At 60.7% G+C, this 12,768-nt stretch carries 10 protein-coding genes; 5 read left to right on the top strand and 5 right to left on the bottom strand.

Annotated elements, in window-relative coordinates; genetic code table 11:
- Positions 1 to 3 precede the first annotated feature (3 nt).
- The 5 genes from GSQ81_RS09950 (at position 4) to tsaE (ending at position 6,018) form a co-directional block, all read left to right on the top strand.
- Positions 4 to 888, top strand: coding sequence for an alpha/beta fold hydrolase (locus tag GSQ81_RS09950; protein WP_158910612.1), 885 nt, complete (start codon positions 4 to 6; stop codon positions 886 to 888).
- 197 nt (positions 889 to 1,085) lie between these two features.
- The gene (ftsZ, locus tag GSQ81_RS09945) at positions 1,086 to 2,558 is read left to right on the top strand and encodes a cell division protein FtsZ (RefSeq protein WP_158910611.1); all 1,473 of its coding nucleotides are present in this window, start codon (positions 1,086 to 1,088) and stop codon (positions 2,556 to 2,558) included.
- A 249-nt stretch (positions 2,559 to 2,807) separates the two neighbouring features.
- A complete protein-coding gene (locus GSQ81_RS09940; protein WP_371715258.1) occupies positions 2,808 to 3,914 on the top strand; it encodes a penicillin-binding transpeptidase domain-containing protein in 1,107 nt (368 codons plus the stop codon).
- A 40-nt stretch (positions 3,915 to 3,954) separates the two neighbouring features.
- Positions 3,955 to 5,559 (top strand): NAD(P)H-hydrate dehydratase, encoded by a 1,605-nt coding sequence (locus GSQ81_RS09935; protein ID WP_158910609.1) that lies wholly within the window; start codon positions 3,955 to 3,957, stop codon positions 5,557 to 5,559.
- A gap of 3 nt (positions 5,560 to 5,562) precedes the next feature.
- On the top strand, positions 5,563 to 6,018 hold the full coding sequence (gene tsaE / locus GSQ81_RS09930; RefSeq protein ID WP_158910608.1) for a tRNA (adenosine(37)-N6)-threonylcarbamoyltransferase complex ATPase subunit type 1 TsaE: 456 nt from the start codon (positions 5,563 to 5,565) through the stop codon (positions 6,016 to 6,018).
- A 99-nt stretch (positions 6,019 to 6,117) separates the two neighbouring features.
- Here tsaE and GSQ81_RS09925 read toward each other — a convergent pair whose 3' ends face one another.
- The 5 genes from GSQ81_RS09925 to GSQ81_RS09905 form a co-directional block, all read right to left on the bottom strand.
- Positions 6,118 to 6,894, bottom strand: coding sequence for a class I SAM-dependent methyltransferase (locus GSQ81_RS09925; RefSeq protein ID WP_158910607.1), 777 nt, complete (start codon positions 6,892 to 6,894; stop codon positions 6,118 to 6,120).
- Between the two features lie 3 nt (positions 6,895 to 6,897).
- On the bottom strand, positions 6,898 to 7,269 hold the full coding sequence (locus GSQ81_RS09920) for a metal-sulfur cluster assembly factor (protein WP_158910606.1): 372 nt from the start codon (positions 7,267 to 7,269) through the stop codon (positions 6,898 to 6,900).
- Positions 7,270 to 7,357: 88 nt separating this feature from the next.
- Positions 7,358 to 8,287 carry a polyprenyl synthetase family protein gene (locus GSQ81_RS09915; protein WP_158910605.1) on the bottom strand — a complete coding sequence of 310 codons (930 nt, stop codon included), beginning with the start codon at positions 8,285 to 8,287 and terminating at the stop codon, positions 7,358 to 7,360.
- A gap of 37 nt (positions 8,288 to 8,324) precedes the next feature.
- Positions 8,325 to 9,896, bottom strand: a complete 1,572-nt coding sequence (locus GSQ81_RS09910) for a hypothetical protein (RefSeq protein ID WP_158910604.1) — start codon at positions 9,894 to 9,896, stop codon at positions 8,325 to 8,327.
- A 188-nt stretch (positions 9,897 to 10,084) separates the two neighbouring features.
- Positions 10,085 to 12,754 (bottom strand): penicillin acylase family protein, encoded by a 2,670-nt coding sequence (locus GSQ81_RS09905; RefSeq protein WP_158910603.1) that lies wholly within the window; start codon positions 12,752 to 12,754, stop codon positions 10,085 to 10,087.
- Between the last annotated feature and the right edge of the window lie 14 nt (positions 12,755 to 12,768).

Here is a 12,768-nt window from a genome sequence, read left to right as displayed (position 1 = left end):
CCGATGTTGAAAGCTCGGAACAAGGCAGATGGAATGTACCTGCTCTCTCAAGGGAGCGGAGATGCTGTCTTGTTTCTTCATGGCATTCCTACGAGCTGCCATCTGTGGGATGGGGTGATCGAGAGGATGTCAGGAACCTATACGTGTATGGCAGTGGATCTGCCCGGACTGGGAAGAACGCCGAAGACGCGTCAAGGATTCGGGGAGTTGAATGCAATTGTGGTGGCGCTCGAAGCTCTTCGCGTTGAAAACAAGGTAGAGAAGTGGCACGTAGTCGGTCACGACGCAGGGTGCGCGATTGCGGTGCATTATGCGCACCAGCATCCCGCGCACACGGGCCGTTTGGCACTGTTGACTCCTTCGATCTTCCCGGAGCTGGAGCCGTTTTTTCTCTTCGAATTGTTGCGGAAACCTGTGTTGGGGGAGTTGCTGGCGCCCTTGGTGAGCCTGATCTTCTGGAAGCTGATAATGCGAAGGACGCTCGATGGCAGTCAGGCGGGGCGCGCTGTCCTGGCGGATTTTCGTGCACCGTTCCGTGGGCCGCTGGGATCGTGGCGATTAATGTCGCTGTTGCGATGGGGGAGACCCGAAGAAGTGCTCGCGGCGATTCCGGCATTGTTGCCGGAGCTTCTGATGCCAACGTTGATCTTTCATGGCGCGCACGATCCTGCTGTGCCTGCAAGCTTTGCGACGCGTGCATCTGGATTGATTCCTGACTCGGAGATGGTGATGACGGACTCGGGGCACTTTCTGCCTATGAACGAACCTGCGGCGATTGCCGAGAGGCTTCTCAGCTTTCTGGAGAAGAAGCCAGATGAGAAGTTGGATCCTAAGAACGTTGAGCCGCTTTGGCTGGCCGCCGATCCCGTTGGCGTGCCTGTAAATTGACATTGAGAATCTGAATAGACGATGGAAATGTTGTCGCCTGTGGTTGAATGCGTCTGCAGTTATTTGCAGGCAGCGGTGGATAAACCTCATCACTGAACCATTGGTGGTACGTGCGGTGGAAAATCAAGGATGCGTGGTTGGGCTGTTGATGGGAGAATTAGCAGGTAACTTTGATCCTTCCAGGAGCAACTGCTGCCATGCCAAATCTGCCCGACGACGACATTCGCATTCACTATCACGATGAGATTCCCCGTGGGGCGAAGATCAAGGTGATCGGCGTGGGCGGCGGCGGCAATAACGCCGTGAACCGCATGATTGCGGCCAACGTTGAAGGCGTTGAGTTTATTGCGGCGAATACCGATGTGCAGGCGCTGCAATCGTCGAATGCCGCGGTAAAGATTCAGTTGGGCGTGAAGCTTACGAGCGGGCTGGGTGCGGGATCGAACCCGGATGTGGGCCGCCGGGCGGCTCTCGAAGATTCGGACAAGATCATCGAGGCGCTCGAAGGCGCGGACATGGTGTTCGTGACGGCCGGTCTCGGCGGCGGGACGGGGACAGGCGCGGCTCCGGTGATCGCTTCTTTGGCCAGCGAGATGGGCGCGTTGACGGTTGCCGTGGTGACGCGGCCCTTCGCGTTTGAAGGCAAGCGGCGCATGCAGCAGGCCGAGCGCGGGATGCAGGAGCTACTGGAATCGGTCGATACGCTGATCGTGATTCCGAATGAGAAGCTGCTGGCAGTGGCCAAGGATGCCGGGTTCTTTGAGAGCTTCCGCATTGCCGACGATGTTCTGCGGCAGGGTGTTCAGGGAATTTCGGACATCATTACGATTCCGGGCGTCATCAACCGCGACTTTGCCGACGTGAAGACGACGATGGCAGGGATGGGCTATGCGGTGATGGGAACGGCGCAGCGCACGGGCCAGAACCGGGCCGCGGAGGCTGCGATGGCCGCGATGGCTTCGCCCCTGCTGGAGGCGGGTGCGATCGATGGAGCGCGGGGAATTTTGATCAATATTACCGGGTCGAGCAGCTTGAAGCTCAGCGAGGTGAACGAGGCTTCGGGAATCATCCAGAGCGCGGCTCACGAGGACGCCAACATCATCTTTGGCGCGGTGCAGGACGAGACCATGGGCGACGAGGTAAAGATTACGGTCATCGCCACGGGTTTCCGGCAGCAGGAGATGCCGCAGCGGCGCGAGCGGATGCTGGCCGAGGCGACGCTGCCGACGATGCGGTATGATGTGCCGATTCAGCCCAGAGTGTCGACATCGCGGGCTGCTCGTTTTGCCAGCGAAGCTGAGTTTGAGGCTACGCCCACGTTCAAGCCGGAGGATTCTTCACCGGAGTCATTTACGGAAGTGCAGCGGCCAGCGGCCAGGGCCGAGGCGTCTCCGGAGTTGATTCCAGTGCCGGCGTCGGTCTTTGACGATGATTTCTTTCAGGGATCGGGATCTGGCGAAGAGGCAGATTCGGACGGGACTTCAACCCGGGCGAGGGAGACAAGTCACTTTTCCGCGCCCGCGCGCGTCCAACAACAAGAGAATGTTCGAGTTGTGATGGCAGAACCGGGTGAGGCTGCGGTTCGCGGAACCTCTTTCAATGACGCTGCGGGGGCGGCGGCGGAATCGGATGAGCTGGATATTCCCGCATTTCTGCGACGTGGCAACTGACGCTATCTGGTGATGTCGATATGGGTGAGATTGTTTTAAGGTATAGCTAGCAGGAATGGCAGCTTGATTGCATTTGAAGAAACCGGGTCCTTTATGTCGAGATACTTAAAGTCAGTTTGCGCCATTCTTTTATGCCTTGGTCTATGCGTTGGGGCTAATGCCGACCCGACGACCCGACTCGCAAAACGTCATAGCGCAGGAACGACTCATACCTCGACGAGGGCTTCGCGTGCGAGGCACAGCCGTGCGGTGGCGAAGACGACGCATGGCCGCCGACATGTAACGTCAACCAAAGTTGCGGTGCATGGACGCAGACGCAATGGGCGGGCCGTATTGGCGGTTCGACGGACACGGCACCGGTATAGGTATTCGGAGCGCTTCACGGCAAGCTCGTATGCGGACAACCTGACGCTAGGGGATGTGACCGCGGGCGAGGATCCGATTGTGCGCGCAGCAGCGATTGAAGCGCTGGGCAACATGAACGGCACGGCGGTTGCGATCAATCCTGACAACGGCCGGATTCTGGCCATGGTGAATCAGAAGCTGGCGCTGTCGCGGGGAGCGGAGCCGTGCTCGACCATCAAGCTGTCGGTGGCGCTGGCTGCGCTCGAAGAAGGCATCATCACCAGGGACACCCCCGTGAACCTGGGACACGGATACAAGATCAATCTGACGTATGCGCTGGCGAAGTCGATCAACCCCTACTTCGAGGTATTAGGGCGGACGCTTGGCTTTGAGCGGGTGAAGCACTATGCCAACCAGTTTGGCTTGGGAGAGTTGGCCGGTTATCACATTCAGGGAGAACAGTTAGGGGTCTATCCGGATGAGCCGCTGCCGGAGAAGCTGGGTGGCGTTGGCCGGATGTGCTCGTTCGGTGAGAGCATCTCGATGACGCCGTTGCAGTTGGGAGCGATTGTTTCGGCGATTGCGAACGGCGGAACGCTTTATTATCTGCAACATCCTGAGACGCCGCAGGAGGTAGCGGACTTTACCCCGCGGGTGAAGCGGACGTTGAACATTGCACCGATTATTCCTGAGATCATTCCGGGAATGGAGGGTGCGGTTGGCAGTTCGTATGGCACGGCAAGATCGCTGCGGGCTAGTTTCAGCGAGTTTCCTGTGATGGGAAAGACGGGCACCTGCTCGAACGACGGAACGCGATTTGGATGGTTTGCCTCGTATGCGAATACGCCGAACGGACGGATCGTCACGGTCTTTTTTCTGGAAGGCGGACGGCCTACCTTTGGGCCGAAGGCGGCGGAGTTGACCGGCCAGTTCTACCGGGCACTTTGGGACAATAGCTACTTTTCGCCGAAGTCGCCGACGGTTGAGACAGGGAGCCTGGGCGGAAATTAGCGCAGTGGCGCCGGGTGGGCGAACAGCGTAGAACGGATAGATGAAGATTCTGACAGCGGCAGAGATGGGCGCGGCGGATCGTCGTACCGTGCAGGAGTTTGGAACTCCGCTCGGTGACCTGATGGAAGCGGCTGGCAGTGCGGTGGCTGCTTTTTGCCTGCGCCAGTATCCGGCGGCTTCGCGAGTGACAGTGCTCTGCGGTAAGGGCAACAATGGCGGCGACGGGCTTGTGGCGGCGCGGGTGCTTGCAGGAGCGGGGAAGACGGTGCAGATCGTGCTGCTGGGAAGCGGGAGTGAGCTGAAAGGCGAGGCTGCCGCCGCATGGGGACGGTTACAGGCGGAAGGTGGCGAGACTTCTATTCTGAAAGTTGAAGATGAAGTAACGCTGGCTAAAGCATTGGACGAAAGTGAATTAGTGATTGATGCGGTTGTGGGGACCGGCTTCAAGCCGCCGCTGCGAGGACTTGCTCTGACCGCACGGGATTTGCTGAAAGAGTCGAACGTGCCAGTGGTGGCTGTGGATCTGCCTTCGGGATGGGATGCCGATTCGATGTCGCAGACGGTCGAGGGGGCGTTTCGCGCGGATGCTCTGGTGACCTTTACAGCTCCTAAGCTGGCTCACGTCTTCGGCCATCTGACCGCGTCTACGTTTGGGTCGGTGGTCGTGGCAGGTATTGGATCGCCGGATGCCGCAGTAAAGTCGGAGACGCGGTTGACCTGGACGGGAAGCGCGAAGGCCGTGGCGGAAAAGCCTCGGGGAATGAACTCGAACAAGGGAAAGTTTGGGCATGTACTGTTGGTGGGCGGTGCGTGGGGGAAGGCTGGCGCTCCGGCGATGGCCTCGCTTGCGGCTTTACGTGCCGGAGCCGGTCTAGTTACTGCGGGAGTGATTGAAAGCATCGTCGGGATGGTGGCAGGGGTTGCCCCTGAGTTGATGATCTCCGCGCTGGTCGAAGCGCAGGGGTTGCTGCGAAATCTTGAAGGCGACCGGCTGCAGAGGCTGATGAAGGGGATTACTGTCCTTGCAGTGGGGCCGGGGCTGGGGACAGACGGAGATGCTTCGGAGTTTGCGCGCGAGCTTGTGGCGAAGACCGAGGTGCCGGTTGTGATCGATGCCGATGGTTTGAATGCGTTTGTGGGTAAGACGGATTTGTTGAAGGGCACAGGACGGACGATGGTGTTGACGCCGCATCCGGGGGAGATGGCGCGGCTGGCAGGGATGACGGTCAAGGAAGTCGAAGCGGACCGTGTAGGCTTGGCGCGGCGTTTTGCAACCGACCATGAGTTGACGCTGGTGCTGAAGGGATGGCGGACGCTGGTGGCTCATCCTGATGGCAGCGTGGCGGTGAACACGACGGGGAATCCGTCGATGGCGAAGGGCGGCAGCGGAGATATTTTGACAGGGATTGTGGCGGCGATGCTGGCACAGTTTCCTAACGATGTGGCTCGGGCAGTGGAGGCTGCGGTTTACATGCATGGCTTAGCGGGGGATTTTGCGGCTCATGCGATGGATGAGCATACTGTGCTGGCTACCGATACGGTGAAACATTTGTCGGATGCATTTCGCTATCGCGTGAAGGATGCAGACGGATTAGCGTGGATTTGCGGGTTGAACGCACAGAAATTTAGAGGGCATGGGACTTAATCGATGAATACGAAAGAGAAGTTGCGGGAGAAGCGCTTCAGGACGCGGTCGGTGGAGGGGACGCTGGCACTGGGAGAGACGCTGGCGGAGATGCTGCGGCCTCCCAAGCTGGTGATCTTGAGTGGTGAGGTTGGGGCGGGTAAGACGACTCTGGTGAAGGGAATTGCGCGCGCGCTGGGTGCGGCGTACGAGGAGGACGTAACCAGTCCGACGTTTACGCTGGTGCATGAATATGACGGGCCCAAGGTCCACCTCTTTCATCTGGACCTTTATCGGCTGGAGACGGAGGAGCAGATTGCGGTGCTGGGGCTCGAAGAGATGGTCGCCGAACCGAATGCTCTGGTGCTGGTGGAGTGGGGCGAGCGGTTCGAGAGTGTGGTGAAGCTGGCGGATGGGGAGATCGCCATGGAACATGGCGAGGGCGATGAACGCGGCTTGATCGTTCGCTGGCGGGAGTAGAGGAGAAATACAGGGGTCTCTCCACTACGCTGCGCTTCGGTCGAGATGACGTGTTTTGTAGGCGTAGTTGGGATAGGTGCGAGACGTGGAGCAGGGGCGCTAAATCTCTGGTTTGATGGCGCGACCGATATAGCGGTAGATGGCGCACTCTTCGTCGCCGGTCGATCCATATTCTTCCTGCTGGGCGATGGCTGCGAGGTCTGCTGCGTGGTCTTCGGGGGACATGGCGACCGGGCCGTTGAAGAGCCGGGTAAAGGCTGGATGTTTGTCCAGGACGGTGCGGCACTCGGCGTTGACGTAGAGGATGTCGAGCGTGCCGGAGCGCTTGGCGAACTGGGTTTCGATGCGGCGGAGAAGCTGCTTCAGGACGGGTGCCTCAAAGGGATGGAAGAGGAAGACCAGCGCCGGAGTGGAAGGGAAGTCGAAGGTGAGAGCGTCCTGTTCAAGGAGTTGAATGGGGGCCAACCGTTGGGCAGTGGAGTCGTCAGTGTGGGATTGTTGCCAGTGCTCGATGTTCTGGCGTGCCGTAGTGACCATCTGTGGATTTAGCTCGATGCCGATGACCTGGCGGAAGGGAAGCTCGCTGGCCACCAGCATCGCCCGGCCTTTGCCTGCCCCGATGTCGATAAAGGTGTAGCTGTGGATGGGCTCAGGCGGCGGGGTCTCGCGCCAGAGATCAATGAGGATGCGAAGGATGCTGGGTGCTACGCCGTAGTAGGCGGTGACGTGCTCGTCGTTGGGGTGGCCGGTGACGAGGTTGGCGGCGGGGACGAGGCCGCTGGTCTCTACGCCGTGAATCTGGTCGAAGGGATGGATGGGGATGGAGGTTGCTTTGAGCAGGTCGCGCGGGCGGATGGGAATAGGCTTTTTGCTCATGGTCTAGCGGATTTGGATCAAGCTGGGATTGCCGTCGAGGCCGAGGATTCTGCGTCCGGCTGAAGTGATATTGGCTGGACTCCATGCGGGTTCTGCCTGAATAGTGATGGTGGTCTGGCTGACCGTCTCGAGACCGGCGAGGCGGTTGGCGATCTGAGCGCGAAGCTGGGCCTCGGCGTCTTCGCTGGGATGGGTGAGGATGAGATCGATCTGGAGGCGATGTTTTTGCGGGACACCGGGGATGCCTGCGCCGGGGGCTTCGGTATCGGGAGCGAGGGCGATGGCGCGTACGAGGCCGAGATCGACGATGTTGCAGGGGAGTTCGGGGTCGTAGCAGTCGCGCAGTGCGGTGAGAATTTCGGCTTCAGTGAGCATCTGTGTCGATGATAATAAAGGCGGTCGCGCTGTGCGCGATGCCCACGTCCCAGAGTCGGGACATGGGGCACCCGGATTTGCGGCGGTATTAATGTTTGCGCTCTACGAGGTAGTTGGCGAGGGCCTTGAGCGGGTTCGCGGTGGGGCCGAAGGGAGCGAGGGCGGCGAAGGCATCGGCGATGAGCTCTTTGGCGTCGTGGAGCGAGCGCTCGATGCCGTAGACGGCGGGCCAGGTGGCCTTGATGCTGGCGGTGTCCTTGCCTGCGGTCTTGCCGAGTTGGGCGGAGTTCTGGGTCATATCGAGGACGTCGTCGACGATCTGGAAGGCGAGGCCAGCCCTTTCGCCGAAGGTGCGGAGGCGGGTGATGGTATCGCTGGAGGGCTTGGTCTGGGAGCCGTAGAGGCCTCCGGCTACGATGCTGACGGTGATGAGTGCGCCGGTTTTGGCGCGGTGGATGGATTCGACCAGCTCGGCGGTGGGAGGCTTGCCCTCAGATTCGATATCGACAACCTGACCGCCGATCATGCCGGGGGGAAGTGGACTGTTTGCGCCTACTCCGGTGCCGATGGCGAGGGAGACTTCGCTGAGGATGGCGACGGTCGTGGAGGGTGGCGACGATAGAGAGGCGAGGGTCTGGAAGGCGAGGGTCTGGAGGGCGTCGCCGGCGAGGATGGCGATGGCTTCGCCGAAGACGACATGGCAGGTGGGTTGGCCGCGGCGGAGGTCGTCGTTGTCGAGCGCGGGGAGATCGTCGTGAATGAGGGAGTAGGTGTGCAGCATCTCGAGTGCCGCGCCGAGATTGGCTGCGCCCTCGGGGATCTCGGTCTCGCCGCTGACCATGCGTGCGGCTTCCATGCAGAGGATGGGGCGGAGGCGCTTGCCCCCAGCAAAGGTGCTGTGCCGCATGGCGCGGTGGATGGAGTGGGGCAGGGTGTCGGGCGAGGGCAGCAGGCGTTCGAGGGCGGCATCGGTGAGCTCAACGCCGGAGTGAAGCAGGGATTGTACCGTGAAGTTCATTGAGGCTTGATGATAAATCACGAGTGGGTACTGAGGCTTAGGCAGCGGGGTAGGGCTTGGGGCGGAGGATCAATAAAAGAAGGGCGAGAGAGAGGAGGGTGAGGATGTCGCCGAGGGTTTGGTCGAGGTTGCGGCTGTAAGTGATCGCGATGTGGTTGAAGCCTGCGGGGATCGGAATGGCGATGAGGCCGTCGCTGCGTTGGAGGTGGATGGTGAGGATGGTCTGGTTGAGGGTGAGGCGCCATGCGGGGTAATCGCGGAGGTTGAGAACGAGAATCTGCGGCTGGGGGGAGTTCAGGGTAAGGCTTGTGGGGGCAGAGCCTGGAGTGGAGTTGGCGGGGGCGCTTGTGTTGGCGTCGGCGGGCTGGTTTGGAAGGAGCCAGAAGGGTGGGTTGGTGTGGCTCAGTGATTGGTTGCTGGCTGCGATGGGAGTGTATTCGTTGTTGGCCGCTGTTCCGGTGTTGGCGCGGAAGCGTGCGATGGTGCCGACCACGCTTCTCTCTGGGGAACATTGCTGGCGAAAGAGATGGAAACCGGGGAAGGCAAGAAGTGCGGCCAGTGCAAGGGATAAAGCTACGGCGGGGATGGTTCTGATCTTCAGGGATGCAAGTGCGAGAGCTAGAGCGAGGCTGAGGACGGCGGCAAGGATAGTGAGGAGACGCCAGGGGAACTGAAGGAAGCGCAGTTCCGGAAGGTGTTGCCAGATGGGGTTGGAGATCGATGCGAGCAGGAACGCAATGACGATGGTGAGGGTAGCGAGCAGGATGAGGAGATTGGTTGGAGGACGTGCTTCTCGCTCTTTTGGCGGTGAAGAATGGTGGGCTGCCGTTGCAATGGCGGCGGCGGTGAGCAGAAGCAGGGCGATCGCGATGAACGAAGCAGTGTTAATGATGGCATTGTGGGCTGGATTCGCGGTGTGATGGAAGAGAAAGTGGTTCTCGATATGAGTTCCGGCGGCGAAGATTGCAGCAATTTGAACATAGCGGCGCTCGTAGACAGCCGGTACGAGATAGAAGGATGCTAGGCCGAGTCCGAGGATGGCTCCGACCACAGAGGTAGCGGCGAGTTGGAGTCGGCTGGTTGGTTGGTGTTGGTCAGATTGAGTGTTTGGAATCGAGTTCGTCGTAAAGATGCGGATGAAAGTGAGCAGGGCGAGGGTATAGCAGCCCATGACGGCGACGGGGTCGTTGGTGAGCCAGAGGAGAGCTACCGGAATAGCGATGCCGGGGATCGTGACTCTTTTGCGGAGGATGCCAAGGAGCAGGAGAGGTATCCAGGCTGCGGCGAGAAGCTCGGCGTAAGCGGTGCGCTCGTACGCGGTGAAGAGGGTGTAGGGATTGACGAGGTAGAAAGCTGCGGCGATGAGAGCGGCATTGGCGGTGGAGAATTCGCGGGCGAGGCGATAGAGAGCAAGACCGGCGGCGGTAAGGGCCAGCCATGTGTAGACAATCGGCGTCCACGACCACGGCATGAGGAAGCCGAGGATGGCACCGAGGGTCCACGAGAGGGGTGGATAGAAGACAAAGCGAGGCTCGCCTGCGTTGTAGGCGGGGCTGAAGGCCCAGTGGGGATGCAGGTTGCCGTGGGTGAACTGGCGGGCGGCTTCCATCCAGTTGAGGAGGTGGAAGTTGAAATCGTGGCCGCACGAGCAGCCTTTCAGGATGAGTGGAAGAACGGCGAGGAAGGCAGCAAGCGGGAGGATTAGATGGTGGAGATGAATCCACCGTAGTGGCGATGGGGCGGTCGCGAAGAGGGGACCCCCGTCTTGTTGGGAGTCCCGATTTCGTGACGGGAATGTCATTGCGGGGTAAGAGTGAGTGTATGCGTTGCTGCGTTGTCTATGGAGGTTTTGCTGAAGGGCAGCGTGAAGGTTGTGCCCTTGTACCAGGCGGGCCATTGGTCCATGAACCAGGGGCTGGCGGGATTGCCGGATTCACCAAGGACGATGTTGAGGGTGGAGTTATCGAGGTTGGAGAGGTCGGCGGTGAAGCGCTCAGAGGGGCCGAAGCTGCGGCCTACCTGTTTGACCGTGGTGGTGTCGCCGCTCTGCGGCTGTGCGCCGGTTCCGGTGGGGACTCCGATGAGGCGCCGCAGCAGCGGTGATTGCGCGAAGAGAGGATGCTCTATGTATACGGGATGCGACTTGCCGTACTGCCATTTACTGAGGTCGAAGGGTGAGTGGGCCTCAAAGAGGCCCTGGGCTACGGCTGCGGTAAAAAACTCGTCCCAGTTGGCGTAGTGGGCAGGAAGCCAGCGAGCTGGGGTGTGCATGATGAGCTGCTCTTCGGCGTAGGGCTTTTCGTTCCAGGTGTAGAGCTGGGCGATGTCGCCTGGGTGCGGGCCGAGGTGAGGATTGAGGAGCAGCGGCCAGAGCGCGTCGCGAGTGGCGTCGACGATGGCCGGTGCAGAGGCGTTGATATCTACGTTGCCGTTCCACTTGCGCAGGATGTCGGCGGCCTGGCGGATGCGTCTGTCTTTTGTCGTCGAGTGGTCAATGGCGTAGGCGAGGCGCTGGGCGATGACGTGATCGAGGTCGGAGTAGACATCGGTCTGGAGGGCGAGCATGTCCGCTGGGGTGAGGTGGTCGCGGGAGCTGAGTACCTTCCAGATGCGCTCGTTGCGATAAGGTGCACCCCAGTTGAGGGTAATGGGAAAGGGATAGCCGTCAGGCGTGACGCGAGCGTTGGCGGTGGCGAGGACGCCGCCGGGAGGGTCGAAGGATTGGGGAAGCTGGTCGAAGGGAATGTAGCCTTCCCAGTCGTGGGTTGCGTCGAGCGCGTCGGTGGGTACGGGGCTAAGCGCGGTTGGCTGCGTGATGCTGCCACGGATGGGGATCTTTCCTACGGCATGGTAGCCGATGTTGCCGTGGTCGTCGGCGAAGACGACGTTTTGAGCCGGACCTCCGAAGGTGGAGAAGGCTGCGGTGAAGGAAGGCCAGTCAACGGCGGAGTCGATATTGAGGAACGAAGTGGTGATGTTGGCGGGATCGTAGATGGTCCAGCGGAGCGAAAGGGCACGGTTTTCTTTGGGGAAGATGGAGGAGATGAGGGGAGTAGCGGTAGTGCCGTGTTGTGTGGCGGCTACATCGAGGATGACGTCGCTGTGGTGGAGAACATGGATGACTTCGCGTTGATGAAGGACGGGGTGCCAGATGTTTCCGGGGGACTCGTATTCGGCTGTGGAGCCGCTGCCGCGAAGGTGCTCGATGTAGATGTCCTGCACGTCGGCGCCGAGGTTGGTAAAGCCCCAGGCGATGTGGTCGTTGTGGCCGACGATGACGAAGGGATAGCCGGGAAGGGTGACTCCGGCAGCGTGAAAGTTGTCGCCCGTGGACTGGAGGTCAGCCTCGTACCAGACGCCGGGGACGCTGTGGTTGAGATGCATGTCATTTGAGAGGAGTGGCTTGCCGGAGGCGGTGCGGGTTCCCGAGACGGCCCAGTTATTGGAACCGGCGATGCAGCCTTCGCAGGGATTGGTGGAGAGGATTTTCTGGAGGGCTAAGAGGTCTCCGGTTGAAGTCGTGAGTTTAGACGAACCCACATCTGGCGATGAGGCTGCCAGATATGGGGCACCCGCACCCGGTTTTGTGGTTTCATCTGGTTTTGTGGCGGGGTGGGTTAGTTTGCTTTGGGACTCGTCGAGGGGGATATCGTCGAAGTCGGCGGGTGGGTTGGTGAGGTCAATGGCGGGTTGAGTGGGTGGGTGGTCGCGCCAGGAGCCTACAGGATAGAGGTCGGCGAGGAGTTCAGGCGGTAGTTTCGCGGAGAGGGCTTCGCGGTTGAGCTTCTGCGGGAAGGTGTTGGTGAGGTCCTGAAACATGGCGAGGCCGACAAGGATGGAGTCGCGCGGCGTCCACGGTTCGGGCTGGTAGCGGAGGATACGAAACTCGATGGGGAGGTGCGCGCTTTGCGCTGCGATGGAGGCATTGACGCCCTGGGCGTAGAGCTGCAGCCAGTGGAGCTGGTCGGGTGGGAGGCTCGCGACGGCGCGGTCAGCAGAGGCGCGAACCTGCAGGATGCGCTGGGCGCGATCGTGGGGAACGAGGCTCGGCCCGAGGATTTCGGCCAGCTCTCCGGCAGCGTGGCGGCGGAGGATATCCATCTGCCAGAGCCGGTCCTGCGCGGTGACGAAGCCTTGCGCGACGACAAGATCACTGAGCGTGGCGGCGTGGATGTGGGGGACGCCGCGGGTGTCGCGCTGGACGGTGACGGGGGCGGAGAGGCCAGCGATGGAAAGGGTGCCGTCTATCTGTGGCAGGGAATCGCGCAGGGCATGGCGGGTCCAGTAGCGTCCGCCGAGGAAGGCAGCGGCGGCGAGGAGGATGACCAGGGGGACGGCGATGGCAATGATGAGGAGAAGAATGCGGCGAAGGCGTGTGGCACGGTCGCTTTTTGGCGTGGGATTCTCGTTGGGGAAGCGGCGGGCGAGCAGAGCAGGATCGGTTGGGACTGGATCGTAGGAGTTCATGTGCTGATTCAAAG

Origin of the sequence: Granulicella sp. L56 (genome assembly GCF_009765835.1) — a bacterium.
GTDB lineage: Bacteria > Acidobacteriota > Terriglobia > Terriglobales > Acidobacteriaceae > Edaphobacter.
Note: the sequence above shows the minus strand (reverse complement) of the source record. Positions and strands in the feature narration are given on the sequence as shown.

Coding starts and splice junctions, on each gene's coding strand:
- GSQ81_RS09950 (WP_158910612.1), top strand. CDS start 4: ATGTTGAAAGCTCGGAACAAGGCAGATGGAATGTACCTGCTCTCTCAA.
- ftsZ (WP_158910611.1), top strand. CDS start 1,086: ATGCCAAATCTGCCCGACGACGACATTCGCATTCACTATCACGATGAG.
- GSQ81_RS09935 (WP_158910609.1), top strand. CDS start 3,955: ATGAAGATTCTGACAGCGGCAGAGATGGGCGCGGCGGATCGTCGTACC.
- tsaE (WP_158910608.1), top strand. CDS start 5,563: ATGAATACGAAAGAGAAGTTGCGGGAGAAGCGCTTCAGGACGCGGTCG.
- GSQ81_RS09925 (WP_158910607.1), bottom strand. CDS start 6,894: ATGAGCAAAAAGCCTATTCCCATCCGCCCGCGCGACCTGCTCAAAGCA.
- GSQ81_RS09920 (WP_158910606.1), bottom strand. CDS start 7,269: ATGCTCACTGAAGCCGAAATTCTCACCGCACTGCGCGACTGCTACGAC.
- GSQ81_RS09915 (WP_158910605.1), bottom strand. CDS start 8,287: ATGAACTTCACGGTACAATCCCTGCTTCACTCCGGCGTTGAGCTCACC.
- GSQ81_RS09910 (WP_158910604.1), bottom strand. CDS start 9,896: ATGGAAGCCGCCCGCCAGTTCACCCACGGCAACCTGCATCCCCACTGG.
- GSQ81_RS09905 (WP_158910603.1), bottom strand. CDS start 12,754: ATGAACTCCTACGATCCAGTCCCAACCGATCCTGCTCTGCTCGCCCGC.